Here is a 24,890-nt window from a genome sequence, read left to right as displayed (position 1 = left end):
TGATGGTGAAGGACAGAGAATGACCGCGTATTGGCTTGCCCAGGGCGTTGGCGTACTGGCGTTTGTAATAGGTATTACTACCTTTATTAACCGCGATGAAAAGCGCTTCAAACTGCAACTCTCGTTGTACAGCTTCATTATCGGCTGCCATTTCTTTCTGATGGGTGCGGCGCCCGCCGGGATGAGCGCGGTACTTAATGCATTTCGCACCGTGATTTCTCTGCGCACCCGCAGCCTGTGGGTGATGTCGATTTTTATCGTCCTGACCCTGTTTCTCGGGCTGGTGAAACTCCACCATCCCATGGAACTGCTGCCGATTGTCGGCACCGTCGCCAGCACCTGGGCGCTGTTTCGCTGCAAAGGGTTAACCGTGCGCTGCGTGATGTGGTGCTCCACGGCCTGCTGGGTGAGCCACAATATCTGGCTGGGCTCCATTGGCGGCTCGCTGATTGAGGGGAGTTTTCTGGTGATGAACGGCCTGAATATTATTCGTTTCTGGCGGATGCAAAAACGCGGTATCGATCCGTTTAAAATTGAAAAACAGGCCAGCGCGGACAATTAACTAAACCCGTCAATCCGAATTGATATGCTCCTTGCAGTAGCGACGTTTCCAGGCGGCGGGCGTTAACCCGACGGCCTTGCGAAAGATTTGCCGGAAATACCCCACATCCTGAAAGCCGCAGCGTTGGGCGACTTCGCTTAATGAACATGAATCCGTTAATAGCATTTTCTCAGCGCTCATAATGCGCTGGCGATGAATCGCGTCGGTGATGGTTAAATTAAAGGCGCGGCGATAGACACGGCCAAGATAATCCGCATTACAGTGCAACTGCCGGGCGAGCATTGAAGTGGACAGCGGCAAATGGAATTGAGTGCGGATCAGTTGCTGAGCTTTCCAGGCCAGGGCGACGCCGCCGTTTTCGGTTTGCGGAGCGCCCGCCGCCATGGATAATTGCTGCATAATCAACAGCAGAATTAATTCCAGCGCCGCGCTGCGGGTGATTGACTCCTGTTCATTTAAAAATTGACGAAATAAAGAAATAACGTACTGAGGATCGCGTACTTTTCCATGCTGGGGCAACGATAATAATGTAGATAGTGGCTCAGAGGATAGCTGATATTGCGGCGTTAATTCAAAGTGCAGCCAGTAGAATTTTAAATCATCAGGAAATATTCCCACGCCGACATGCGTACGGTGGGGCCAGAGTAATAAACTTTCTCCCGGATTGACCGTAAACACCACGCCGTCCTCTTTGATCGTAAGCGTCCCTTTCTCCACCACGATCAGTTCCCACGAATCCAGTCTGCGCTGCGGGTGCGTCCCGACGCCGCGGGAAATAAATAAGCCACCGTTTTGCACCTTAATGGGTAAATAAATATTTAAATCAAACATTTATTTTGTTTCTCGGTTTGGGCGTTTAGCGCAGTGTAGTGAAAAATTCCCTCAAATGGGCGGCGCGGGCGCGGTTACTCGATCTTGTTCACAGTTTTTCCATCAGGTCGGAATCGTCATCTTTTTATACTTTTCTATCGCCTTGTCGATGTTTTAATAGCATGCAGAATTAATCGGGTACGCCGTCATTAACAACAATAACGAATCCCGTTTAATAATCCGATTACGCGAGGCGTTAATCATGACCTCTACCTCACTGAATAATAGTGACGTCGCCAGCCTGGCGATAAACGACAAACTTTCACTGCGCGAGAAAATAGGCTATGGCCTGGGCGACGCGGGCGGTACGGTAATTACCTGCCTGATCATGAACTTTCTGACTTTCTTCTATACCGACGTATTTGGATTAACGCCGGGAGTTGTTGGCACGATATTTATCGCCCTACGCATATTTGACGCAATTTCCGATCCGCTAATGGGCATTATCGCTGACCGTACCCAAAGCCGTTATGGTCGGTTTCGCCCCTGGCAGCTCTGGGTGGCAGTACCCATCGGGGTGATCGGCGTGTTGACCTTCACCGTGCCGGATCTCGGGGGCGAGATGAAAATCCTCTGGGCGTTCGGTACTTATCTTTTACTTTCCATGGGGTATACCGCCATCAACGTACCCTATTGCGCGCTGATCAATACCATGACCACCCGCCATGACGAGGTGCTTTCTTGCCAGTCCTGGCGCTTTATTTTGTGCGGCGTGGCGGGATTTTTAGTCTCCGTCGGTCTGCCGTGGCTGGTGGAAATCATCGGCAAGGGCGATGCCGCCAAAGGTTACCAGTTGGGCGTGGGTGTGCTGTGCGCCGTCGCGGTGGCGATGTTTTTATGCTGTTTTTTTTGGGTTCGCGAGCGAGTGCCGCTGGCGCTGATGGGCAAATTTACTCTGCGCGAGCATCTCGCCGGGCTGCGTAAAAACGACCAGCTTCTGTTGTGCCTGGTGATGTCCTTCCTGCTGATCAACGTGTTTAACCTGCGCGGCGGCGGCTATATGTATTTCATCACCTACGTGTTGCAGGGCAGCGCGGCATTCGCCTCGCTGTTTTTCACCATGGTGACCTTCGCCTCGATTTTAGGCGCGGTGATCGTCAATCCGCTGGCGCGGCGCGTCGATACCGTCAAACTCTATTACTACACCAACCTGGTACTAGCCGCGCTGGCGGTGGGGATGTGGATGCTCCCTGCCGGGCCCGCGCACCAAACTCTGTGGCTGGCGGCGATCCTGGGTAACGGGATTATTCTGGGCTTCACGCTGCCGCTGCACTTTTCCATCATGGCCTTTGCCGATGATTACGGCGAGTGGAAAACCGGCGTGCGTTCATCGGGCATGAACTTCGCCTTTAACTTGTTCTTTATCAAGCTCGCCTGGGCCGCCAGCGCCGGAATTATCAGTCTGGTGTTTATTCTCGTGGCCTATCAGCCCGGCCCGGAAAACCAGACGGCGTCGTCGCTTGCGGGGATTACCGCCTTTGAAAGCTTATTACCCGCTGCCTTTCACCTGTTGTTGGCGCTGGCAATCCGTTGGTGCCGCCTGAATAACCCGATGATGGCGCGTATTGCCAGCGATTTGCGCCAGCGTCATGTCCAGAACGCGTGAGGAATTGTTATGAATCAATCTGAAATTTTACAGGACGTTGACCTGCATAAATTACATGTGACCGACGCCTTTCTGGGCCAGTATCAGCGGCTGGTTCGGGATGTGGTGATTCCATACCAGTGGGATGCGCTTAACGATCGCATTGCCGAAGCCGATCCCAGCCACGCCATAGCGAACTTTGAAATCGCCGCAGGCCGCAAAGACGGCGAATTCTACGGGATGGTGTTCCAGGATAGCGACGTGGCGAAATGGCTGGAGGCCGTCGCCTGGTCGCTGTGCCAGAAGCCGGACCCGGAACTGGAAAAAACCGCCGACGAGGTGATTGAGCTGGTGGAAGCCGCCCAGTGCGCAGACGGTTACCTGAATACCTATTTTACCGTCAAAGAACCCGGCAAGCGCTGGACCAATGTTGCCGAATGCCATGAGCTGTACTGCGCCGGCCATATGATTGAAGCGGGCGTGGCATTCTTTCAGGCTACCGGTAAACGCCGCTTGCTGGACGTGGTATGCCGTTTTGCCGACCATATCGATAGCGTATTTGGACCAGGCGAAAACCAACTGCACGGCTATCCGGGCCATCCGGAAATTGAACTGGCTTTAATGCGCCTGTATGAAGTCACTGAAAACCCGCGCTATTTGCGGCTGGTCAATTACTTCGTCGAGGAGCGCGGTGCGCAGCCGCATTTCTACGATAGTGAATATGAAAAACGTGGCCGGACATCGCACTGGCATATTCATGGCCCGGCGTGGATGGTCAAAGACAAAGCCTATAGCCAGGCGCATCAACCGCTGGCGTTGCAGCAAACGGCTATCGGCCATGCGGTGCGCTTTGTGTATCTGATGGCGGGCGTGGCGCATCTGGCGCGGTTGCACAAGGATGAAGAGAAACGCCAAATCTGCCTGCGCTTATGGGACAACATGGTCCAGCGCCAGTTATATATTACCGGCGGGATCGGCGCGCAAAGTAGTGGCGAAGCCTTCAGTTCCGATTACGATCTGCCAAACGATACCGTATACGCTGAAAGCTGTGCCTCCATCGGGCTGATGATGTTCGCCCGACGGATGCTGCAAATGGAAGCCGACAGCCGCTTCGCCGATGTGATGGAGCGTGCGCTGTATAACACGGTGCTGGCTGGCATGGCGCTGGACGGTAAACACTTCTTTTACGTTAACCCGCTGGAAGTGCATCCCAAATCGCTGGCGTTTAACCATATTTATGACCATGTGAAACCGGTGCGCCAGCGCTGGTTCGGTTGCGCCTGCTGCCCGCCGAATATCGCCCGCTTGCTGGCCTCTCTCGGCCATTATCTCTATACCCCGCAGCCGGATGCGCTGTATGTGCATCTGTATGTCGGCAATGAACTGGAAACCCAGGTAGGCGATAACATCCTCGGCCTGAAAATCAGCGGCGACTACCCCTGGCACGAGCAGGTCGAGATCGCCATTCGCGCGCCGCAGCCCGTGACGCATACGCTTGCGCTGCGTCTACCGGACTGGTGCGCCAACCCGCGAATAAGCGTGAATGGTGAAAATGGCGCGGGCGATGTCCGCAAAGGGTATTTGCATATTCATCGCGAATGGTGCGAGGGCGATCGCATTACCATGACCCTGCCCATGCCGGTACGGCGCGTGTACGGTAACCCGCTGCTGCGGCATGTCGCCGGGAAGGTCGCGCTCCAACGCGGGCCGCTGGTGTATTGCCTGGAAGAGGCGGATAACGGCGCGCAGTTGCATAACTTGCGGTTGCCTGAAGAGAGCTCGTTTAACCTGATTCAGGGTAAAGGGATTTTTGCGCATAAAGTACTGATTCAGGCAGACGGGCTGCGAATGGCGAGCCAACAGCCGGAACAGCAGGCGCTCTATCATTATGATTCCGCGCCGGTGTGCGCGCAGCCGCAGACGCTGACGTTTATTCCCTGGTTTAGTTGGGCGAATCGCGGGGAAGGGGAGATGCGGATTTGGGTTGACGAAGCCTAAACGTAAAAAAGGCGGGCGCAAGGCCCGCCATCAGAGATTAACTGCGCAGCGCGTTGTCCGCTAAACGCTGGTCTTCCGCCTGGCAAACGGCAGCGGTGAAGATCACGTCGGTAGAGGAGTTCAGCGCGGTTTCGCAGGAATCCTGCAATACCCCGATGATAAAGCCCACCGCCACGACCTGCATGGCGATTTCGTTCGGGATACCAAACATATTACAGGCCAGCGGGATCAGCAGCAGCGAACCGCCCGCCACGCCGGATGCGCCGCAGGCGCACAGCGAGGCCACCACGCTCAACAGCAGCGCAGTCGGGATATCCATGGCAATCCCCAGCGTATTCACCGCCGCCAGCGTCAGTACGGTAATGGTGATGGCCGCGCCCGCCATGTTGATGGTGGCACCCAGCGGAATTGACACGGAATAGGTATCGCGATCCAGATTCATCTTCTCGCACATCGCCATGTTCACCGGAATGTTGGCAGCGGAGCTGCGGGTGAAGAAGGCGGTCACACCGCTTTCACGCAGGCAAGCCAGCACCAGCGGGTACGGGTTGCGGCGAATTTTGTACCAGACGATCAGCGGGTTGATAACAAACGCCACCAGGAACATACAGCCAATCAGCACTACCAGCAGATGCGCGTAGCCCCACAGGGTGGCAAAACCGGTTTCCGCGAGCGTGGACGCCACCAGACCGAAAATACCAATCGGCGCGAAACGAATCACCAATGTGACCATAAAGGTCACCGCGCTGGACATGTCGTTAAGCAGATTTTTGGTGGTGTCATTGCCGTGACGCAGCGCGAAGCCCAGACCCACAGCCCACACCAGGATACCGATGTAGTTGGCGCTCATCAGCGCATCAATCGGGTTAGACACCATGCTCATCAGCAGGCCGCGCATAACTTCGACAATGCCTGACGGCGGGGTAATTTCCGTCGCGCCGGTGGTGAGTTGCAGCGTCGACGGGAAAGCGAAGCTGAAAATCACTGCCGTCAGCGCAGCGGCGAAAGTCCCGATCAGATAGAGAAACAGGATCGGGCGAATATTGGTTTTCTGCCCCTGGCGGTGGTTAGCGATAGACGCCATCACCAGAACCAGAACCAGTACCGGCGCAACGGCCTTCAGCGCGCCGACGAAGAGCGTACCCAGCAGGCCCGCTGCCATCGCCGCGTCTTTTGACACTAACGCCAGCAGAATGCCGAGAATTAAACCGACAAGAATTTGTTTAACCAGACTGCCGCCCGCAAGACGGCGTAACAACCCTGGTGTAGATTGCGTGCTCATAAATATTCCTTCAGATGTGATGTGGTTCCATCCCGCGTCAATATTATTAAAAGCTTTGTGACCGGATGTAACAGACGTTTGCACGGATGAGTATAGGGATTTGCCGTCCGAGAGGAAGGGGATAGTGCTGTTTTTTCCGAATCGCTCCAGCTTTCCAACTTAAAATTAACATTCTTGTGACATTAATAGCATTTCTGATTCAGCGGATATTGCAAAGCGAAAAGGGCTGGCTATAGCGCGACGTTCTGGCATTTGGCGGCGTTGCGTTACAGGTGACGTGCTTGCGGCGCAGGAAGCGGGATTTTCGTAAAGGGTAATGGCGTAAACACGGAGGTTTTCGGTGTGACGTGGCGGCGTACGATCTCCACCATCCCTTTGAGATCGAGGCCTGGAATGATCCGCACGTCATCGGGTTTATTACCGAAGAAATTCTCCCAGTGACCAATCAGCACTATGCGAGGTTTAGTGAAATCCAACAGCGCTGCGGGATAGTGGTAAACCTGATGCCATGAACCGGCGCACAGTATCTCAATATCAATGCGCTTGCCGTCTGGTTCCCAGGGCGGGAATCCCCACGGCGGCGTGGCGGCGGAGTCCTGGTAGTGAATGCGATAGACCGGATTTTTCTGCTCATCCAGCAAATCCACCAACCAGGCCACCGGCGTGCCAAGCCGCCAGTCCCATACTGTATCCAGCGGTTCGTCAGGCGGCGAGGTATAAATACCGGGCAGCAAATCCACGCCGAAAATATGTCCGGCATGCATGCTGCGGATCGGTTTGGCCCGAATAAAGCCTTGGTCGGAGTAAATCCATTTACCGCTATCCCCTGGGCGCGAAATATCAGGCACTGAGGCAATCTGTGGCAAGACATTATGCAAGCGGCGCAGTTGTTGTGGATCGTCACGGAATTGATAATGCAGAATATTTACCACCGTTTCCGAACCATAAACCTGCGCATTGGGTGCCTGCTTCTTCATGATGTCAGAGACATCCAGCAGGTGATCGTAATGGGCGTGGCCCACCAGCAGCATCGAAACAAAACGGGCATCCGGCATCATCTGCTGAATTTTCACCGGATCGCTTTTCACCTTAATCGGCGGAATACCGGTGATTCCCGCCAGCGCCGGATTGGTGAATGACGGCGCGAAAAGCACGCCTTCGCCGTGCCAGGGGAGCAGCCAACCGCCAACACCGAGATAATGCAGCGCCGGACCGGAGGCCTCTTGACCCGCCCATAACTGATGCGCCCCCACCTGCGGTTTGGATAAACACCCGCACAGCGTTAGCGCCAGAACCAGCCACAGGCCGCGCATGAAAGTCTCTTATGACCAGGGGGTTAAGGTAATAATTTCAGGACGACTGTTTTTATCGCCATCCCGTTTCGCGACAGGGATTGGGTTTCCGTCAACATCAAAAAACTGCACTTTGAGATGCTGTTTCGCTGCATCGATTTCGACCCGGGCAAAATTATTATTTTGGGTATAGCCCCAGGATTGATAATTCATGGTGCCCAATGCCGTTCCCGGCTGAGGATTACTTAACAGCGTCTCATAAATATCGAAGCTGTCATTCTCCTCCACCGAATCGCGTATGTATTTTGCCGTTTCGCCGTTAATAAACGTATAGGGCCAGTAAAACGGCGAAGACGTTACCGACCAGGCATGAATTTTTTCGCCAGCGATGCCGTTAATTTCAATTTCGCAGATGTTAGTGCAATGAATGTCGCCTGACAGGAAAATAACATTTTCAATGGTGTGCTTAAGAATAGTCTTTAACACCTGATTGCGCGTTTGCGGAAAGGCGGTCCAGGTATCGCTGTTATCCTTATTCCTGCGCGCCCAGAAACCATCCCCGGCGGTAGCGATTTCGTTGGGGACAAATACCCCGGAAGAGACAATAAATTTAGGGCGATTGCCGTGGTCCTGTTGCATATGAATTAACCATGCGCATAGCCTGTCCAGTTGGCTGGGCTCCGTTGGATGTCTTGAGGGTAATCCCAACAGATGATTATTATGGATATTGCTGTCGTCGCTTTGATTGGCATCGTTTTTGTAACGTGTGGTGCGTGTATCCAGCACAAAGAAAGGGTAACCGCCGCAATTAAAATCGTAGAACAAACGTGGAATATCCATGTCGGCCAGATATTTTTCACTGCCGATAAGCTTATCTTTACGCTGATGAATGTAACTGTCTGGAAAGCGCGGTCCATGGATCCACTGGTAACTCATATAGGCACTGATAGCGCAGTTAAACAGATCGCAGCTATTGCTGAAAAAACCGGGTAAGTAATTTTTGTTGTTTACCCGATCCTGAGTCCAGTTATCTTCGATCTCATGATCGTCAAGGATCATATAAGTGGGAATATGCGAGGTCAGCCGACGGAAATTCAGGCTTTTATAGTTTTCGTGATAGGCCTCTTCAAATTCTTTATAAGTATCCGCTTTAAACGCACGAACATAGGCCGATGCCGAGTCGGCGTATATCTGGTCGCCTACCATCAGGACAAAATTCGCGTCGGAATGCTCTTCATACATCGTTTTGAAAATGAGGTCGGATTCTTTTTTCTTGTAAAACGGCACCCCGTTGAACCAGTTATTCCGGCAGGAACCAAACAGAAATTTAATCGACTGTGCGCCAGCAGTGGATTTGGGCTGGGTGGTAAAGTCTGCGGTCACATATTGTGCGTTCAGGGCTTCATCATTTAATTGATCCACCCAGACCCGCGCCGGGGGAAGCGTTTTTACCACCTCTTCGCTGGCATCGCCGTCCATTTCTTCTGAGGGCAGGCTGATTTCCAGGTAGGCCATGCGAACCAGATAGCGCGTTGCGGGTTTTAAGAGAAAAGGTTTTAATTTTTTCCGCTCATTCTCATCGGCCCATAAATTCACATCTTTGCCAAGCGTATATACGCCAGTACGGTGATACTGGCGGCGCAATCGAAAATACCAGATATTCTCCGCCGCCACTTCCCCATTTGCGCCAGTCACGCCAATCACACCGACGGTTCGAATATTATTCGAGATGTCGTTTTGATCATGATCGGGGTATGCGGCAATCCACAGGCGGCAGGAAGTATCGGTAGTATGCCCGACAATCGGGCCCAGTGCAGGTTTAAAGAGTGTACTCATTTTATTACCCACCATTAAAGGCATGGCCGGTCAGGGTCATTATGGTGTGAGTATAAAACGTGCCAAAGCGGGCCGGGTGATACGAAAGCGTGAATGACCGGGTGGGGATAAGACATTTTAATGAGGCGTCTTAACGCAGCGCGGCCGCGTTAAGACGCCCAGGATTTATGGCAGCGTTTTACGCCTGTCGTTACGGTGATTCACCCAGGCGTTGATCACCAGCGTCAGGACCAGAATGCCGCCCACCACGCCCAGCGAGATGGCGATCGGGATATGGTAGAAATCGACAATCAGCATCTTAAAGCCGATAAACACCAGAATCACCGACAGGCCGTATTTCAGCATGGTGAAACGTTCCGCGACGCCCGCCAGCAGGAAGTACATGGCGCGCAGGCCGAGGATAGCGAACAGGTTAGAAGTCAGTACGATAAACGGATCGGTGGTGACGGCGAAGATCGCCGGGATACTGTCCACCGCGAAAATCACATCGCTGATCTCCACCAGAATCAGCACCAGGAACAGCGGCGTGACGTACAGCAGGCCGTTATGCCGCACGAAAAACTGCTCGTTTTCGATTTTATCGGTCATGCGCAAATGGCCGCGCAGCCAGCGCACGATCGGTTTCTCGCCGATGCCCGCTTCGTCCTCTTTGGCCAGCGCCATCTTCACGCCGGTAAACAGCAGGAACGCGCCGAACACATACAGCAACCATTCGAACTGCGATATCAGCCAACTGCCGGCGAAGATCATGATGGTACGCAGGACGATCGCGCCAAGTACGCCGTAAATCAGCACGCGCCGCTGAAGCGCCGGGGGAACGGCGAAATAGCTGAACAGCATCAGCCACACGAAAACGTTATCCACCGCCAGCGCTTTCTCGATGAGATAACCGGTGAGGAAGGCCAGCGCCTGGGTGTCCGCTACCGCGCGGCCCTCGGTGCCGGTGAGATACCACCAGAAGCCTAAATTAAACAGCAGCGACAGCCCGACCCAAATCAGCGACCAGACCGCCGCCTGCTTCATGGTCATGGTATGCGCGCCGCGCCGTCCCTGAAGCAACAGGTCGATAGCGAGCATAATCACCACAATGACAGCGAAGCCGCCCCACAGCAGGGGAGTACCCACGGTATTCATAAGCATCATTCCTTAAAAAAGAAAAACGGCCAACGTCGGAAGACGTTAGCCGCTTAGCTGAGGCCGCGATGTTGTCTCGCCTTCCGGCAAGGAAGTGACTCCCCTTTGCAGATAAAAAGTATGCAGCGCCAATGATCTCGTCAACGACGCTGCCGGGGGTTTTACTGAGCTTTACGCGGTAAGCGGTTCGTTGACATCATCCGCCGGAAACTTGACGCCGGTCTGGGCGCGGATCTCGGTAAGCAGCTTCGCGGTGGTGCGGCTGACCGCCAGGCCTGGGTGGTTCACTTCCTGGGTTTCTACCAGCCGGGCGAAGGTTTCCGCCTCATACAGCATGGTATTGATATGCTGCGGCAGGGAGAGGTCCTGGGCTTTGCCGCCGCGCGGAATAAAGGTGATGCGCTGGCATTCGGAGATCTTCTCGATCACCAGCGTGCCGGCCTCGCCCTGAATTTCGCTGTGCAGGCCCGAGTCGCTGACTTTGGAATGCAGCAGGGTAACGTCCGCGTCGCCATAGTGCATCACCACCGTGCCGTGGGCGTCAACGCCGCTGTCCAGCAGGCTGGCGGAGGCGGTGACCGACGCGGGTTCGCCCCACAGCGCTACGGCGCTCGCCAGGCAGTAAAAACCGATGTCCATAATCGAGCCGTTGGAATAGGCCGGATTAAAGGTATTCGGGTTCTCGCCATCCAGATAGCGCTGGTAGCGCGAGGAGTACTGGCAATAGTTAAACAGCGCTTTACGCAGTTTGCCGACTTTCGGCAACGCCTGGCTCAGGGCGATAAAATTGGGCAGGCTGGCGGTTTTGAAGGCTTCAAAAAATACCACCTGATTTTCCCGCGCTATCGCAATGGCCGCTTCCACCTCACGCAGGTTCGAAGCCAGCGGCTTCTCGCAAATCACATGTTTTTTATGGCTCAGGAACAGACGGGATTGGGAGAAGTGCAGGGAGTTGGGGCTGGCGATATACACGGCGTCAATATCATCGCTCTGCGCCAGGGCTTCCAGCGAGGTAAACAGATGTTCGACAGGGTAGTCGTTGGCGAACATCTGGGCCTGTTCAAGGGTACGTGAATAAACCGCCGTGAGTTTGAGTTTACCGGTCTCATGGGCGGCATCGACGAACTGGCGGGTGATCCAGTTAGTGCCAATAACAGCGAAACGTATCATATCGGGGGCTTTACTCCGCAGTGGAATGTACCCGTCAGAGTAGCATGCGATGGCAGGAAATCACGTGGCCTGTTACGCAGAACTGAGCAATGCCTGATGGGTCAGCCACAGGCGGGTGTCGAATTCCAGTTGGTGATAGTCCGGCTCCATATGGCAGCACAGCTGATAAAACGCTTTGTTGTGCTCTTTCTCTTTCAGGTGCGCCAGCTCGTGAACCACGATCATGCGCAAAAACGGCTCCGGGGCCTGACGGAATACCGTCGCCACGCGAATTTCCGCTTTCGCCTTCAGCTTATTGCCCTGCACCCGGGATACGGCGGTATGCAACCCCAGCGCGTGTTTCAGCACGTGGATCTTATTGTCCCAGGCCACTTTGCTTAACGGCGAGCTGTTGCGCAGATGACGGTTTTTAATCTCCTGCACGTAGTTCCATAGCGCTTTATCGGTCGCGATATCATGCAGTTGCGGGTAGCGCTTATTCAGCACGTCGCCCAGCCGCCCCTGTTCGATCAGGCTATTGACCTGGCTTAACAAGGATTCAGGGTAGCCCTGGAGATACAGCAGTGCGCTCATGGATGCCTCGGCGAGAGAAAAAAAGGTTTACTCAGATGCGTAATTAAGGGATAAATCGCGCGAATTTTAGCACCGTGGAGGGCCGATGAGCCAGGTTGAGTTAAATGCATGCGAATTAACGCTTGAGCGCTATCCGCCGATGCCGGAACAGGCCCCGCTACAGGCGTGGGACGCCGCCGATGAATATCTGTTGCAGGATATGCCGCAAACAGAGGGCCCGACGCTGATTTTTAACGATGCTTTCGGCGCGTTAACCTGCGCGCTGGCGGCCCGTCGCCCGTGGAACATCAGCGATTCGTTTATCGCTCAGCAGGCCGCGCGCCATAACCTGCGCCTCAATCAGATTGATGCCGACAGCATCACCTTCCAGGATTCCCTCGCGCCGCTGCCTGCGGCCCCGGCGCTGGTGCTGATCAAGATCCCGAAACAGCTGGCCCTGCTTGAGCAGCAATTGCGCGCGCTGCGCGATGTGGTCACGCCGGAGACCCGGATTATCGCCGGGGCCAAAGCGCGAGATATTCATAACTCCACCCTGGCGCTGTTTGAAAAAATCCTCGGCCCAACCACCACCTCGCTGGCGTGGAAAAAGGCGCGGCTGATTTACGGCAGCGTGGCGCTGCCTGCGCTGAATAATGCCTCCGCGACCCTGAACTGGAAACTCGACGGCACGCCCTGGACCATCCACAACCATGCCAACGTATTCTCTCGCACCGGGCTGGATATTGGCGCGCGGTTCTTTATGCAGCATCTGCCGGAAAACGTGGAAGGGGAGATGGCGGATCTGGGCTGCGGCAACGGCGTGATTGGCTTAACGCTACTGGCGCAAAACCCGCAGGGCCGGGTAGTGTTTGTCGATGAGTCGTTTATGGCGCTGGCCTCGAGCCGGTTAAACGTCGAACATAACCTGCCAGACGCGCTGGCGCGCAGCGAATTTGTGGTGAACAACGCGCTGGCGGGCATTGAGCCGGATCGTTTTCACGCCGTGTTGTGCAATCCGCCATTCCACCAGCAGCACGCCATTACCGATCATATCGCCTGGCAGATGTTTAACGACGCGCGGCGCTGCCTGAAATACGGCGGCGAGCTGCGCGTGGTCGGCAACCGCCACCTCGATTACTACCGCAAGCTGAAGAAAATATTCGGCAACTGCACCACCGTCGCCACCAACAACAAATTCGTGGTGTTGAAGGCGGTGAAGCTGCGTAACAGCCGCTAAATCTCCAGCGCCAGACGGGTGCCCTGGGCAATCGCGCGCCGGGCATCCAGCTCCAGCGCCACATCGCACCCGCCAATCAAATGCACCGTTTTGCCGGCTTCGCGCAGCGGTTCCGCCAGTTCGCGGCGCGGCTCCTGCCCGGCGCACAGGATCACGTTATCCACTGCCAGGGTTTGCGGTTCGCCGTTAATCGTGACGTGTAAACCGTCATCGTCGATGCGCTGATAGCTGACGCCGGGGACCATCTTCACGCCGCGCGCCAGCAGGGTGGCGCGGTGGATCCAGCCGGTGGTTTTACCCAGCCCTTCGCCCGGTTTGCTGGCTTTACGTTGCAGCATCACAATCTGGCGCGGGCTTTTCGGCAGTTGCGGCCCTTGCGGCCGCAAGCCGCCCACCTGCTCGAGGCTGGTGTCGATACCCCATTCCGCGCAGAACTCGGCGATATTCTGGCTGGTGGATTCGCCCTGCTGGCTGAGATACATCGCGGTATCGAAGCCAATACCGCCGCAGCCAATAATCGCGACGCGCTCGCCCACCGGTTTTTTATCGCGTAATACCTCCAGATAGCTCAGCACGCGGGGATGATCGATCCCGTCAATCAGCGGAACGCGCGGCTCAATGCCGCAGGCCAGGATAACTTCGTCCGCTTCTGCCAGCATCACCGGGTTAACCGGCGTATTTAGCCGAACGTCCACGCCAGTAATCTCCAGCATCCGGCGGTAATAGCGCAGGGTTTCATAAAATTCTTCTTTGCCAGGGATCTGTTTGGCGATGTTGAACTGCCCGCCGATTTCCGGGGCCGCATCGAACAGCGTTACCCGGTGACCGCGCTGCGCGGCGTTAACCGCAAACGCCAGCCCGGCAGGGCCCGCGCCGACCACGGCGAGGTTTTTCACCCTCGCAGCCGGGAGGATCGGCATTTTCGTTTCATGGCAGGCGCGCGGGTTCACCAGGCATGACGTGATTTTGCCCACGAAGATCTGGTCGAGACACGCCTGATTACAGCCGATGCAGGTGTTGATTTCATCTTCGCGGCCGCTTTGCGCTTTACTGAGCAACTCGGCATCCGCCAGGAACGGGCGCGCCATCGATACCATATCGGCATCGCCCGCAGAGAGGATCGCATCGGCCACCGCCGGATCGTTAATCCGGTTGGTGGTAACCAGCGGGATCGCCACCTGGCCTTTGAGCTTACGCGTCACCCAACTGAACGCGCCGCGCGGCACCGGGGTGGCAATGGTGGGAATACGCGCTTCATGCCAGCCAATCCCGGTGTTGATGATTGTCGCGCCCGCCGCTTCGATGGCCTGCGCCAGCGTCACGGTTTCATCGAAGGTGCCGCCGCCCTCCACCAGATCGAGCATCGACAGGCGATAGATAATAATAAAATCGTTGCCCACCCGTTCGCGTACCTTGCGCACCACTTCCGTGGCAAAGCGCATCCGGCGCGGGTAATCGCCGCCCCATTCATCCTCGCGGGTATTGGTGCGCGCCGCCAGGAACTGGTTAATCAGATAGCCTTCCGAGCCCATGATTTCCACGCCGTCATAACCCGCTTCCCGCGCCAGTTGGGCGCAGGTCGCGAAGTCGTCGATGAGCGCCAGGATCTCATCGTGGGTCAGGGCATGGGGCGCAAAGCGGTTAATCGGCGCCTGAATGGCCGAGGGGGCAACCGGATGGGGTTGATAGCTGTAGCGCCCGGTATGGAGGATTTGCAGCGCGATTTTGCCGCCTTCGCGATGCACGGCGTCGGTTACCAGCCGATGGTGATCGAGATGGCTGCGGTCGTTAAGCATCGCGCCGCCCGCCATCGCCACACCAGAAGGCGCGGGCGCTATCCCGCCGGTGACAATCAGCGCCACGCCGTGGCGCGCGCGCTCGGCATAAAACGCCGCCAGCCGTTCCGGGCCGTCCGGGCGTTCTTCAAGGCCGGTATGCATCGAACCCATCAGGACTCGATTTTTTAGCGTGGTGAACCCTAAATCCAGCGGGGCGAACAGCGACGGATAGCTCATAGTCTCTTCCAATGTAAAATTATTGTTATGTGGTCGGATGAGTGTCTAATTTAGCTGGCCTGAGAAGGAATGGAAAAAGCGCAATCAGCGATTGTGATGGGATTCAAAGAACGCGGTGAATAACGGCAGGCGGGCCTGCCGCTTAAACGATTAACGGCTGCGGGCGAGGTATTTCGCCATCTCTTCGCCAGGCACCATGCCGCCGCCGGTCGCCCATACCAGATGTGTCGCGTTGCTCAGCGCCTGCTCGCTATAGCGGCGGCGATACGCGTCATCCCAGCGCCACGGGCCGGGCATACCCGCCAGCGCAGAGGGCTCCAGGGCGATACTTTCCTGCTGATCCAGCATACCCAGCAGGGTGAACAGCGTGTCGTCGCTCAGGGTGTAATAGCCGTCGATTAACCGCTCCATCGCCCGTCCCACAAAACCAGAGGCGCGGCCTACCGCCAGGCCGTCGGCGGCGGTTTGGTTATCAATGCCTAACTCCTGCACCGATATCGCGTCATGCAGCCCGGTGTGAACCCCCAGCAGCATGCAAGGCGAATGGGTCGGTTCGGCGAAAATACAGTGCACCGCATCGCCAAACGCCAGCTTCAGGCCGAACGCCACGCCGCCGGGGCCGCCGCCGACGCCGCAGGGCAGATAGACAAACAGCGGATGATCGGCATCCACCGTGACGCCCATCTCGGTGAACTGGCGCTTAAGCCTGCCGCCCGCCACCGCATAGCCCAGGAACAGGTTGCGGGAGTTTTCATCGTCGATAAAGAAACAGCGTGGGTCCTGTTCCGCCTCGCGGCGGCCCTGTTCCACGGCGACGCTGTAGTCATCCGCATACTCCACCACCGTGACGCCATGGTTACGTAGCAGCGCTTTCTTCCACTCCCGCGCGTCCGCCGACATATGGACGCTCACCTGAAAGCCCAGCCTGGCGGAGGCGATGCCGATGGAGAGCCCCAGATTGCCGGTAGAGCCCACCGCGATGTGATGCTGGCTAAACAGCTGGCGCAACGGCGCGTCCGCCAGTTTACGGTAGTCATCGCTGAGCTGAAGAAGACCCGCCTCAAGCGCCAGTTTTTCAGCATGAAACAGCACTTCGTAAATCCCGCCGCGTGCCTTAATCGAACCGGAGACCGGCAGATGGCTGTCTTTTTTCAGCCACAGCTTGCCGGGCAGCGGCGCTGCATAGTGCGCTTCCAGGGCGGATTGCATCCTGGGGATGGCCACGCAGGGAGATTCGATAATCCCGCCGCTGGCGGCGGTTTCCGGGAACAGGTGGGCAATCCATGGCGCAAAGCGTTGCAGGCGCGCTTCGGCGTCTTGCACATCGTGAGACGTTAAACCGACCCAGGGCAACCCGTCCGCCAGCGATGTGACGGCGGGGTTAAACCACTGGGTTTCGCGCAGGGCGATAAGGTCGTGCAGCAGCGGAAAGCGGCTGAGCAGTTGCGGGACAGTTGGCGCAGGCATGCGGGCTCCTTCTGATGATTGAGCCCATGATACCCGTCAGCCTTCGGATTTCACCACTTTAATGTCCACCATCCCGATGCCCAGCTTGCGCGGCGAATGACCGAGGATATTGCCTTCGTTGGTTTCCTGCGGGGCAGGGGGCACAATCACCAGGGTATTGCTGCGCGACGGGTTGTCGAAATGCAGCGTGGTGGTTGAGACGTCATTGCCCAGCGTTAACGTCTGTTCGCTGTCACCCACCCGTACCGGGATTGGCTGATTCGCATTCGGGCCAAAGGCTTTGGCGGTGATCACCAGCTCGAATTTTTCCGGCAGCGGCTGGTGGTATTCAATCTTCACTTCTTTGTCCAACTGCGCGTTGGACCAGCGTCCCCAGGATTCCGGACGGGAAATGCCGCTGAAGCTTTTCACCTCTTCCGGCGCGCCAGCGACGTTGAACACAAAGCTGTCGGCTTTATAGCGAATATCGTTATCCACGGTTTTCAGCATGTCGACGTTACCCTGGTAGCGCAGGGTGTCGATCACCGTGTCACGAAACGCCGCTTTGCCCTGCCACTTCGGTTTATCGACGTGGCTGATCTTCTGTTCGCCGCCCAGTTGGCCCTGCGACACGCACCAGTCGGTGGACAACGCCCACTGCGACGACCACAGGCGGGCCATTTTGTAGCAGCGATCGATCCAGATAAAGTTATCGCGCGGGGCGAAATCCGCCAGCTGGTAGCGCAGCGGCGCGGAGTATTCGCTTTCGGGCAACGGTTCGACTTTTTTATCCGATACCCGCAGCAGCAACGGCAGACGGAATTTGGAGCCGGAAAACGCAATAGTCTGTTTTTCCTGATCGATCGTGAAATCTTTAATTTCACGCGGGAAGTTCCACAGGCGGATCACGTCCGGTTTCCAGGCCAGCACTTTCTCTTTCATGTTCAGGAACACGGTGGAGAGCGAGTCTCCCGACAGGCTGCTGCGACCGAGGCCGATAAAGTTATCACCGCCCAGGATATCCAGCACCGTCGCGCCGTTATCCATGGTATTACGCTTCACCGCCATCACCTCATGCTGAGGCTTATCGCCGCGCAGCACAAAGAACAGGTTGTTACGATCCTGCTGATTGAGGTATTTCCAGGCGGTGTTGTTCATCGCCAGATGGTCGGAAGAGACCACGATGACGGTATTTTTAAAATAGGGCGACGCTTTGATTTTATTAATAAACGCGGCGATATGCTGCTGGCTACAGGTTACCGCGCTGAATGACTGATTGGCTTTGCCGTCGATGTCATAACGTTTGCGTTCGCAAGTGCGCGACACAAAGCCGTCGGGGTGGTGGGTATCCACCGTCAGGGTAAATAGCGAGAAGCGTTTGCCTTCTTTAGACAGCGCTTCAAATTTTTGCCACGCCTGGTCGAGAACCGTATCGTCGTAGAAGCCCCAGTCGTTGCGGTAATGCGGGTCGGCCACCACGCTTTTCAGCTCATCCGCGCCGTATAAGTGGTCGAAGCCGTGGGATTTCAGGAACACGTCTTTCCCCGCAAAGCGCAGGCTGGCGCCCTGGACAAAATGGTTTTCGTAGCCGGAGTTTTTCAGGATATCCCCAAGGCAGATATTCTGCGGGAAGAAGCTCGACATTGACGCTGACGCATTGCCTTCAAACGGCGCGAACAGCGGAATGCCGCACTGGGAGGCTACCATGCCGGCGATGGTGTAATCGGTGCCCGGCAACTGCGCGGTGTGGCTAAAATCAATCCCTTCATTTTTTAACGCGCCCAGTTCCGGCGTGAGACCGGGGAAGGCCTGGTCGTCAAAATAGGTGCGCTCCAGGCTTTCGCCGTAGATATACACCAGGTTCAGCGTCGGATTATTAATGACTTTACCCGGCTCTTTGTAGTACGCCGCAAAATCCGGATCGCCGTCGCGGCTTTGCGATTTCACCAGCTCAGTGATTTGGCGAAACGCCGGGCTGGCGTCAACGGAAGCCAGCGCCATCACCAGCGCCAGCAGGCTGTAGCCAAAATGGTATGGGCGGTGACGGCGGCGGCGTAAAACCCAGGCCAGCGCGCCAAAAACCAGCACCAGCGCGGCAATCAGGCCTGCGGCAGGCAACAGGTATTTGCTGACGCCTGCGCCCGCCAGGCTGTTGGTGAGGGTATAGATCACCGCGTCGTTGATACCGTCGCCGGTAAAATAATCGCTGGCGTAAAGGGTGATATTTAAAATTACAAACAGGCCAAGCACCACCAGGGTGGCGGCAAACCACCAGGTATTACGGCCCGCCTTGAGGGAATAAATTACGATCGAGGCGATAAATAAAACAACCGAGAGCAGTTCTGACAACGCCAAATCCTCACCAGCAGGCATCATGCCTGTTTAGATCAATTCTCTTTTTTAACATCACAATCTAACTTTTCAGTAACACAGCTGCAATTCTAGTGTCATCAAAGTATGTAGTGGTTAAGAATTGGTTTAGTTATGGGATTATTTGATTGCGCGCACATTACGCGGGAACAGGCAGTGTAGCGGCAAAATGTGGGGGAAATAAGGAGGAAGCGGGTGTATAAAAACACCCGCCTGAGGTTTACATCAGGAAATTAACGCCTTGCTTGAGGACCAGGTCACAGGCTTTGGTTTTCACCTTTTCCGCCAGCGGCGAGTTGCCGATGGTGGCCAGATCAAGCTGTTCGCCTTTCGCGGTATTCAGCAAACCCATCAAACCTTCGGTGTAATCCGGCGTGGTGGTCTGGGCCTGCGGGGTGCTCAGCCCTAACTTTTCCATAATTTGATTTTTGACGTTTTCGGTATTGGTCGCAGAAACCAGTTTCTGCTTCATGCAGTAACCGAGGATACCCGCCACGTTAGGCATGTTCTCCGAGCTCAACGCCTGAGAGCCGCCCGTCAGCAGGCCGCTGAGCGAAGAAAGCGAGTTGCTTTGCGTGCCGCTGGTCGTGGTCTGGGTCTGGCTCAACTGGCTGGCGGCGCTGGATAAGCTCTCCTGCCAGGTCGCGGCATAGCCGCTGGTTGCCATCAACATTGCCCCGCAAGCGGCAAGCTGAAACATCTGTTTTACTGATTTCATCGGCGCGATCTCATGGTTGGCCTGCGGCGCAGGCAAAAGTCGCGGCTAGTGTATAACGGGCACAGGGGCAGGAAGGAGAGGGGAGCAGGCGTTTCAGAACCTGTCGCCTGCTGTTTAGGAGTTATCTGGCGCTTTTACACTTCACGGCCCGTGACCCGGCTGCGGTAACTGTCCCAGTCGAAGTTGACCCACAGGCTATTGCCCAGCCGCATACGATCCATCACCCGTTCGCCGAGCAGCGCATTCATCTCTTTGATGGGCAGGTTGGTCAACATGCCGGTGGGGCGTTTGGATGACGAACGGCGATCGACGATCTGGTTGATGATCACTTTCTCGTAGCGGGATTCAGTCTGCATGCCGATTTCGTCGATCACCAGCAGATCCACAGTACTTAAATCATTAATCAGCCGCTCTTCGGTGGTGTCCGCGCCGTCGCTGAAGGTGTTTTTCATCGCCGACATGATATCCGCGACGGTGATGATCATCACCGACTTGCCGCGCAGCAGCAGTTCGTTGCAGATGGCGGCTGCCAGATGGTTTTTGCCGGTGCCGGGGCGGCCCGAAAACACAAAGCTGGCGATGTTACCGTCAAATTCCGCCGCATACTTTCTGGCGCGCTCCAGCGCCTTCATCTGCCCTTCGGTTTCGACCTGATAATTATCGAACGAGCAGTTCATATGCAGCTCGCGGATGCCGGAGCGCTTAAAAGTACGCTGCATTTTCATGGCCTGATTTTCGCGAGCGATGGAGGCCGAACGCAGTTTGCCCTGCTCCCGTTGCCAGGCAAGCAGCTCTTCAGCGGTTGTGAACGCCGGTTTGATATCGCGGGGCATCATCTTTTTCAGGCGCGTCATCAGATCAGTGACGTGTTTCATCGTTAGCCTCTGAATCCATCGGGGATGCTGTTATCGGGTTGCGGCACGCTGTTGACGTCGCGGCGCGGCGCGCCGCCGTTGCTGGCCCGGCTGATTTGTACGCTGCGCGCCAGCTTCTGCTGCCATTGTACATGATGAAAGACTTTCCCTTCCGCCTGCCAGTAGCTGATAAAGGTCGCCAGCTCTTCATCGGTGACCGGCTGGATCAAATTAACGCCCCAAAGCGCCGCCATACGCTGGAAATCGGCATCGGGTTTCCATGCCGGATACATGGCGAATTTGCCCAGCGGCACCGGCACCGGATGGCTTTGCGTAGTGAGTTCGTCAAACAGCTGATCTTCCAGCGCGACATCCGATTGCGGCGCGTTTAACCGGGTTTCCAGTGCCATCAACTCCGCCATGCGGGCAGGCGAAACGGCATAAAACGCGGGGACGTTATCTTTAAATACCGCCAGCGCCCCGTTGTCAGCGCGGGATAGCGCGCCTTGCGGGTCGTTATAAAAGGCATCAATGCCGATAACGTCGGGTGTGAGGATTCTGGAAGACATAAAACGTTCTCAAAACAGGAGGTTAACTACACAGGCTGACAAGCATCAGTCCAGGCTGTCGATGCTTCTTCCATAGTAGCACAGTCGGGGGCGGCTTTTGTTGCTTGCCCCCGACATTCAAGACGATCAAACGCGAGGCTTTTTACGGTACAACCAGAGCCCCGGTAGGGAGAGGCCGATAGACAACGCGCCAACAATAAAAGAGGCTTTCAGGAAGTTGGTGACCAGCGCCACCATTAATGGGTCGCTGTAGCCGAAGTGGCTGAGTTTCACGGCGGAGATCATGGCGGTGTAGGCGTAAATCCCCGGAAACATCGGGATCACCGCGGCGACAGTAAAGACTTTCGGATGCGCCAGATACCAGCGCGACCAGCGAATGCCGATAATGCCGACCAGGATCGAGGCGACAAAGGTACTCCACTCAATATTGAAGCCCGCCGTCATCATCGCCATGCGCGATCCGTGACCGATAGCGCCCAACAGCGCGCACCACGGCAGCGCCCGCTGCGGTACGTTGAACACCAGCGCGAATCCCACCGCAGGAATTGCGGACAGGAACATGTCCTGGATAAGCGCAAAGATAAAATCGATTATGCCCATCCGCGCAGCCCCCACAGCGACAGCGCCATCACCACGCCGATGCAGGTCGCCAGCGTCAGCAGGCTCGCCATCGCCCAACGCGCCAGCCCGGTATTGATATGGCCTTTAAACATGTCCGCCACGGCATTAATCAGCGGGAAGCCAGGCACCAGCAATAAAACGCTGGCGGCCATTGCCACCGTTGAAGTCTGGACAAAAGGCGCGATAGTGAGCAACAAGCCGGAAATCGTGGTGGCGACAAACGCCGTCAGGCAGAAGTTGATCTGCGGATGCAGGTGGCGCTGGGTAAAGACCTGGCGGACATACATGGCCACGGCACTGGCGATAAAGGTCACCAGCGCCCCGTCCCAGCCGCCATTGTTCAGTTTGCAAAAGCAAGCGCAGGAGAGCCCCACCATGGTAACGACCAGCCAGCGCGGATAGCGCAGCGGCTTAATCTGGTTAAAACGCTTTTTAACCGTCTGGAGATCGATAAGTTTATGCTCGGCCAGAATAACGATGTGCTGGACCTCGGTGACCACATGCATATTAATGCCGCGATCGACGTTTTTACGCGTTGAGGTCAGGCATTGATCGTCTTTTATGGTGGTCAGCACGATGGCGTTTGCGGATATGGAGCTTTCCACGCAGTCCATGCCTAACGCCAGCCCCAACCGGGTCGACAGTTCTTCAATCAGAGCGCTTTCGGCACCGTGCTGTAATAAAAACAGACCGCATTGAATACATAAGCGAGTGACTTCTCGCTGCGTAGCGACTTCTTGTTCCATGGTTCAGGCAAAACGCTCGATAACAAAAAGAGGAGAGGATGGTTTTAACATACCGTCCAGCAGGACACTTAGTCCTTTGGATCAAGTTTTTAGTAGAAAGTGATCCTTTTTTGCTCACCACGTGAAACAGAAAGTTTGCGCAACGTTCACTTTTTAGCGGTTTAATGAGATCGATGCCGTAAAAGCGATATTGATGAGCGGATTAATTATTGAACCCATTGTAGGGTGAGGTGTTGATGCACGTTTTACTGGTGAAATTCGATTATTAATGACTGATGTTTGTAGGATTTCAGATTGTCAGGGAAGCGATAAGTCAATGATATCATTTTTCTTAATGATGCATGAAATAAAAGTAAAAGCAGCGGGCCAGTCTTGATTAAAGAAAAGGTGTAAAATAGTGTTTATTAATGGACAGTTATGGTTTCATGTGGCCGCTTTTTACTTTCATTATAAATATATTCTTAATTGAGTTTTTATTTCTGCATATTGACTCTTTTAAAGCGCATTTTTAGAATGTTCTTAAGTTAATCGGAACTCAGGCAGAATGCGTCAGTATTCTGCGGTTTTACGATGCCTGAGAGTCACCTCAATCTATTATTTATATAATTGTAAAAGCTCAAATCATACAGGGCGAGAATGTTTTGAATATATTCATGTATTCATGGAGGAAGCGTGTTACATAATTATAACAGGCAAGGCATTGTCATTAGCGAAACACCCTTAATGCATTCGGGTCTTCAAAAAGTTGTTGATAGCCATATTGAAACAATGAGCCTATTACATTTTTTTGATGTTAAAAATATTGGTAGCAATGAATTAATGCGGACTTCAGTGGTTATCGCTGAACTGGGTGGCGACGAGCAGAAACTCGCTCGTGAATGTGAGTCTTACTATTCACTTATTAGTCGTTTTCGGGAAGTTCATTGGATTTTTTTAGTTCCAAGAGCATGTTTTTCAAAAGCGGTAGAGTGGCTGGTGCGGCCTGAAACCACCCTGTTATCTACTTGCGAATCCATCGAAACCGTGGCGAATGCCATTTTTCTGGGGAGCCAGAAAGTCGACAGGATTAGCCACTCGCTGTTGATGGCAGGCCAGGAGAGCAGCAATGATGAAGAAAATACACCGTTATTAACGGCTTCAGAAAAACAAGTGTTACGTTTATTAGGTAAAGGTTGGGGTATAAACCAGATAGCTCAATTACTTAAGAAAAGTAATAAAACCATTAGTGCACAAAAACACAGTGCCATGCGTCGCCTGTCCCTGAAAACCAATGCAGAAATGTATGGGTGGATAAATAGCTTTCAGGGGTTAAAGGAATTGAATTTATTATCTATGCACATGGAATCACAACAATGGAACAATTTGGCAACCAACTAAATATTGCGGTTTTCGAAACCTGTGCGTTAATTGCAGCAGGAATGAAAGCACTTTTTGCTAAGCAATCTCAGTACCGTATTATCTTTTTTAAGCACCGTGATGAGTTTATGCAGATGCAGACGCATGTGCCGTTTCATGGCGTTATTTTTTCGTTATCAGGATCGCGGGAGCATCGCCGGGAATGCCTGCAATTGTTTAGTGAAATCGCCTCCTTGCAGCCGAACCTGAAACGTATTGTTATGGTTAATGGTACCGATGAAGCAAAACTCATTACTCAACTTTCGCAAACTATTATTAACGGCGTGGTTAATAAAGATTCACCAGTGACGCGCTTTTATGATGAGCTATCTGCGCTGCTCAATGACGCCAGCCGGACGTCTGATGCTAATGCAAATCATTGGTATATCAGCAATAGCCCCCGTTTACTGAGCCCTACCGAGCGCATCATCCTACGTTATTTAACGGATGGTTACTCTGTTTCGCAAATCGCGTCCTGCCTGGAGCGGAACATCAAAACGATACGCGCACATAAATTCAACGCGATGTTGAAACTGGGCGTCAACAATGACGCCGGGTTGTTGGATGCGGCGGATATCCTGCGCTACCGTAATAACTTTCTGTAAGGTATTCAGGTCGGGGCAGGCCTGAATAGCCCA

General features: G+C 54.7%; 21 protein-coding genes. 6 read left to right on the top strand and 15 right to left on the bottom strand.

Annotation, left to right across the window (positions count from 1 at the left end; genetic code table 11):
- Positions 1–19: 19 nt before the first annotated feature.
- Positions 20–562 carry a YgjV family protein gene (locus FHW74_RS06450; RefSeq protein ID WP_183169688.1) on the top strand — a complete coding sequence of 181 codons (543 nt, stop codon included), beginning with the start codon at positions 20–22 and terminating at the stop codon, positions 560–562.
- A gap of 9 nt (positions 563–571) precedes the next feature.
- Here the strand turns inward: FHW74_RS06450 and FHW74_RS06445 are convergent, their stop codons facing one another.
- The gene (locus FHW74_RS06445; RefSeq protein ID WP_183169687.1) at positions 572–1,393 is read right to left on the bottom strand and encodes an AraC family transcriptional regulator; all 822 of its coding nucleotides are present in this window, start codon (positions 1,391–1,393) and stop codon (positions 572–574) included.
- Positions 1,394–1,634: 241 nt separating this feature from the next.
- On the opposite strand from FHW74_RS06445, the gene FHW74_RS06440 reads away from it, so the two are divergent.
- Both FHW74_RS06440 and FHW74_RS06435 read left to right on the top strand, forming a co-directional pair.
- A complete protein-coding gene (locus FHW74_RS06440) occupies positions 1,635–3,038 on the top strand; it encodes an MFS transporter (RefSeq protein WP_183169686.1) in 1,404 nt (467 codons plus the stop codon).
- 9 nt (positions 3,039–3,047) lie between these two features.
- Positions 3,048–5,015 carry a glycoside hydrolase family 127 protein gene (locus FHW74_RS06435; RefSeq protein ID WP_183169685.1) on the top strand — a complete coding sequence of 656 codons (1,968 nt, stop codon included), beginning with the start codon at positions 3,048–3,050 and terminating at the stop codon, positions 5,013–5,015.
- A gap of 37 nt (positions 5,016–5,052) precedes the next feature.
- On the opposite strand, the gene sstT is transcribed toward FHW74_RS06435, so the two are convergent.
- The 6 genes from sstT to FHW74_RS06405 all read right to left on the bottom strand — a co-directional run bounded on the left by sstT (position 5,053) and on the right by FHW74_RS06405 (position 12,302).
- Entirely contained in the window at positions 5,053–6,297 is a 1,245-nt protein-coding gene (sstT, locus tag FHW74_RS06430) for a serine/threonine transporter SstT (protein WP_183169684.1), read from the bottom strand.
- Between the two features lie 266 nt (positions 6,298–6,563).
- Positions 6,564–7,610, bottom strand: a complete 1,047-nt coding sequence (locus FHW74_RS06425) for a hypothetical protein (protein ID WP_183169683.1) — start codon at positions 7,608–7,610, stop codon at positions 6,564–6,566.
- 9 nt (positions 7,611–7,619) lie between these two features.
- On the bottom strand, positions 7,620–9,425 hold the full coding sequence (locus FHW74_RS06420; protein ID WP_183169682.1) for an alkaline phosphatase D family protein: 1,806 nt from the start codon (positions 9,423–9,425) through the stop codon (positions 7,620–7,622).
- A gap of 165 nt (positions 9,426–9,590) precedes the next feature.
- Positions 9,591–10,559, bottom strand: a complete 969-nt coding sequence (locus FHW74_RS06415) for a TerC family protein (RefSeq protein ID WP_183169681.1) — start codon at positions 10,557–10,559, stop codon at positions 9,591–9,593.
- Between the two features lie 171 nt (positions 10,560–10,730).
- Entirely contained in the window at positions 10,731–11,729 is a 999-nt protein-coding gene (locus FHW74_RS06410) for a Gfo/Idh/MocA family protein (protein ID WP_183169680.1), read from the bottom strand.
- A 72-nt stretch (positions 11,730–11,801) separates the two neighbouring features.
- Positions 11,802–12,302, bottom strand: a complete 501-nt coding sequence (locus FHW74_RS06405) for a M48 family metallopeptidase (RefSeq protein ID WP_183169679.1) — start codon at positions 12,300–12,302, stop codon at positions 11,802–11,804.
- 85 nt (positions 12,303–12,387) lie between these two features.
- Here FHW74_RS06405 and rlmG point away from each other — a divergent pair, with 85 nt between their 5' ends.
- On the top strand, positions 12,388–13,518 hold the full coding sequence (gene rlmG, locus FHW74_RS06400; protein WP_183169678.1) for a 23S rRNA (guanine(1835)-N(2))-methyltransferase RlmG: 1,131 nt from the start codon (positions 12,388–12,390) through the stop codon (positions 13,516–13,518).
- On the opposite strand, the gene FHW74_RS06395 is transcribed toward rlmG, so the two are convergent.
- The 8 genes from FHW74_RS06395 to FHW74_RS06360 form a co-directional block, all read right to left on the bottom strand.
- The gene (locus FHW74_RS06395; protein ID WP_183169677.1) at positions 13,515–15,533 is read right to left on the bottom strand and encodes an FAD-dependent oxidoreductase; all 2,019 of its coding nucleotides are present in this window, start codon (positions 15,531–15,533) and stop codon (positions 13,515–13,517) included. The genes rlmG and FHW74_RS06395 overlap by 4 nt on opposite strands.
- A 150-nt stretch (positions 15,534–15,683) precedes the next feature.
- Positions 15,684–17,000: a D-serine ammonia-lyase gene (gene dsdA, locus FHW74_RS06390; RefSeq protein WP_183169676.1), complete on the bottom strand. Its 1,317-nt coding sequence runs from the start codon at positions 16,998–17,000 to the stop codon at positions 15,684–15,686.
- Between the two features lie 36 nt (positions 17,001–17,036).
- Complete coding sequence (opgB, locus tag FHW74_RS06385; protein ID WP_183169675.1) at positions 17,037–19,328, bottom strand: phosphatidylglycerol--membrane-oligosaccharide glycerophosphotransferase; 2,292 nt, start codon at positions 19,326–19,328, stop codon at positions 17,037–17,039.
- A 241-nt stretch (positions 19,329–19,569) separates the two neighbouring features.
- Entirely contained in the window at positions 19,570–20,067 is a 498-nt protein-coding gene (locus FHW74_RS06380; RefSeq protein ID WP_183169674.1) for a DUF2501 domain-containing protein, read from the bottom strand.
- A 134-nt stretch (positions 20,068–20,201) separates the two neighbouring features.
- Positions 20,202–20,942 carry a DNA replication protein DnaC gene (gene dnaC / locus FHW74_RS06375; protein ID WP_183169673.1) on the bottom strand — a complete coding sequence of 247 codons (741 nt, stop codon included), beginning with the start codon at positions 20,940–20,942 and terminating at the stop codon, positions 20,202–20,204.
- A gap of 2 nt (positions 20,943–20,944) precedes the next feature.
- Positions 20,945–21,490: a primosomal protein DnaT gene (gene dnaT / locus FHW74_RS06370; protein ID WP_183169672.1), complete on the bottom strand. Its 546-nt coding sequence runs from the start codon at positions 21,488–21,490 to the stop codon at positions 20,945–20,947.
- Positions 21,491–21,616: 126 nt separating this feature from the next.
- Positions 21,617–22,090 (bottom strand): threonine/serine exporter, encoded by a 474-nt coding sequence (locus FHW74_RS06365; RefSeq protein ID WP_183169671.1) that lies wholly within the window; start codon positions 22,088–22,090, stop codon positions 21,617–21,619.
- A complete protein-coding gene (locus tag FHW74_RS06360; RefSeq protein WP_183169670.1) occupies positions 22,081–22,857 on the bottom strand; it encodes a threonine/serine exporter ThrE family protein in 777 nt (258 codons plus the stop codon). The genes FHW74_RS06365 and FHW74_RS06360 overlap by 10 nt, the downstream gene beginning before the upstream one ends.
- A 672-nt stretch (positions 22,858–23,529) precedes the next feature.
- On the opposite strand from FHW74_RS06360, the gene FHW74_RS06355 reads away from it, so the two are divergent.
- The gene (locus FHW74_RS06355) at positions 23,530–24,234 is read left to right on the top strand and encodes a helix-turn-helix transcriptional regulator (RefSeq protein ID WP_370527978.1); all 705 of its coding nucleotides are present in this window, start codon (positions 23,530–23,532) and stop codon (positions 24,232–24,234) included.
- A complete protein-coding gene (gene bglJ / locus FHW74_RS06350; protein ID WP_183169669.1) occupies positions 24,210–24,857 on the top strand; it encodes a DNA-binding transcriptional activator BglJ in 648 nt (215 codons plus the stop codon). Before FHW74_RS06355 ends, bglJ begins: the two co-directional genes overlap by 25 nt.
- Positions 24,858–24,890: the final 33 nt, after the last annotated feature.

Source organism: Atlantibacter sp. RC6 (assembly GCF_014193285.1).
Classification (GTDB): Bacteria; Pseudomonadota; Gammaproteobacteria; order Enterobacterales; family Enterobacteriaceae; genus Atlantibacter.
Note: the sequence above shows the minus strand (reverse complement) of the source record. Positions and strands in the feature narration are given on the sequence as shown.

Excerpts from the sequence above, each read along its gene's own strand:
- FHW74_RS06450 (WP_183169688.1), top strand. The coding sequence starts at position 20 with ATGACCGCGTATTGGCTTGCCCAGGGCGTTGGCGTACTGGCGTTTGTA.
- FHW74_RS06445 (WP_183169687.1), bottom strand. The coding sequence starts at position 1,393 with ATGTTTGATTTAAATATTTATTTACCCATTAAGGTGCAAAACGGTGGC.
- FHW74_RS06440 (WP_183169686.1), top strand. The coding sequence starts at position 1,635 with ATGACCTCTACCTCACTGAATAATAGTGACGTCGCCAGCCTGGCGATA.
- FHW74_RS06435 (WP_183169685.1), top strand. The coding sequence starts at position 3,048 with ATGAATCAATCTGAAATTTTACAGGACGTTGACCTGCATAAATTACAT.
- sstT (WP_183169684.1), bottom strand. The coding sequence starts at position 6,297 with ATGAGCACGCAATCTACACCAGGGTTGTTACGCCGTCTTGCGGGCGGC.
- FHW74_RS06425 (WP_183169683.1), bottom strand. The coding sequence starts at position 7,610 with ATGCGCGGCCTGTGGCTGGTTCTGGCGCTAACGCTGTGCGGGTGTTTA.
- FHW74_RS06420 (WP_183169682.1), bottom strand. The coding sequence starts at position 9,425 with ATGAGTACACTCTTTAAACCTGCACTGGGCCCGATTGTCGGGCATACT.
- FHW74_RS06415 (WP_183169681.1), bottom strand. The coding sequence starts at position 10,559 with ATGAATACCGTGGGTACTCCCCTGCTGTGGGGCGGCTTCGCTGTCATT.
- FHW74_RS06410 (WP_183169680.1), bottom strand. The coding sequence starts at position 11,729 with ATGATACGTTTCGCTGTTATTGGCACTAACTGGATCACCCGCCAGTTC.
- FHW74_RS06405 (WP_183169679.1), bottom strand. The coding sequence starts at position 12,302 with ATGAGCGCACTGCTGTATCTCCAGGGCTACCCTGAATCCTTGTTAAGC.
- rlmG (WP_183169678.1), top strand. The coding sequence starts at position 12,388 with ATGAGCCAGGTTGAGTTAAATGCATGCGAATTAACGCTTGAGCGCTAT.
- FHW74_RS06395 (WP_183169677.1), bottom strand. The coding sequence starts at position 15,533 with ATGAGCTATCCGTCGCTGTTCGCCCCGCTGGATTTAGGGTTCACCACG.
- dsdA (WP_183169676.1), bottom strand. The coding sequence starts at position 17,000 with ATGCCTGCGCCAACTGTCCCGCAACTGCTCAGCCGCTTTCCGCTGCTG.
- FHW74_RS06380 (WP_183169674.1), bottom strand. The coding sequence starts at position 20,067 with ATGAAATCAGTAAAACAGATGTTTCAGCTTGCCGCTTGCGGGGCAATG.
- dnaC (WP_183169673.1), bottom strand. The coding sequence starts at position 20,942 with ATGAAACACGTCACTGATCTGATGACGCGCCTGAAAAAGATGATGCCC.
- dnaT (WP_183169672.1), bottom strand. The coding sequence starts at position 21,490 with ATGTCTTCCAGAATCCTCACACCCGACGTTATCGGCATTGATGCCTTT.
- FHW74_RS06365 (WP_183169671.1), bottom strand. The coding sequence starts at position 22,090 with ATGGGCATAATCGATTTTATCTTTGCGCTTATCCAGGACATGTTCCTG.
- FHW74_RS06360 (WP_183169670.1), bottom strand. The coding sequence starts at position 22,857 with ATGGAACAAGAAGTCGCTACGCAGCGAGAAGTCACTCGCTTATGTATT.
- bglJ (WP_183169669.1), top strand. The coding sequence starts at position 24,210 with ATGGAACAATTTGGCAACCAACTAAATATTGCGGTTTTCGAAACCTGT.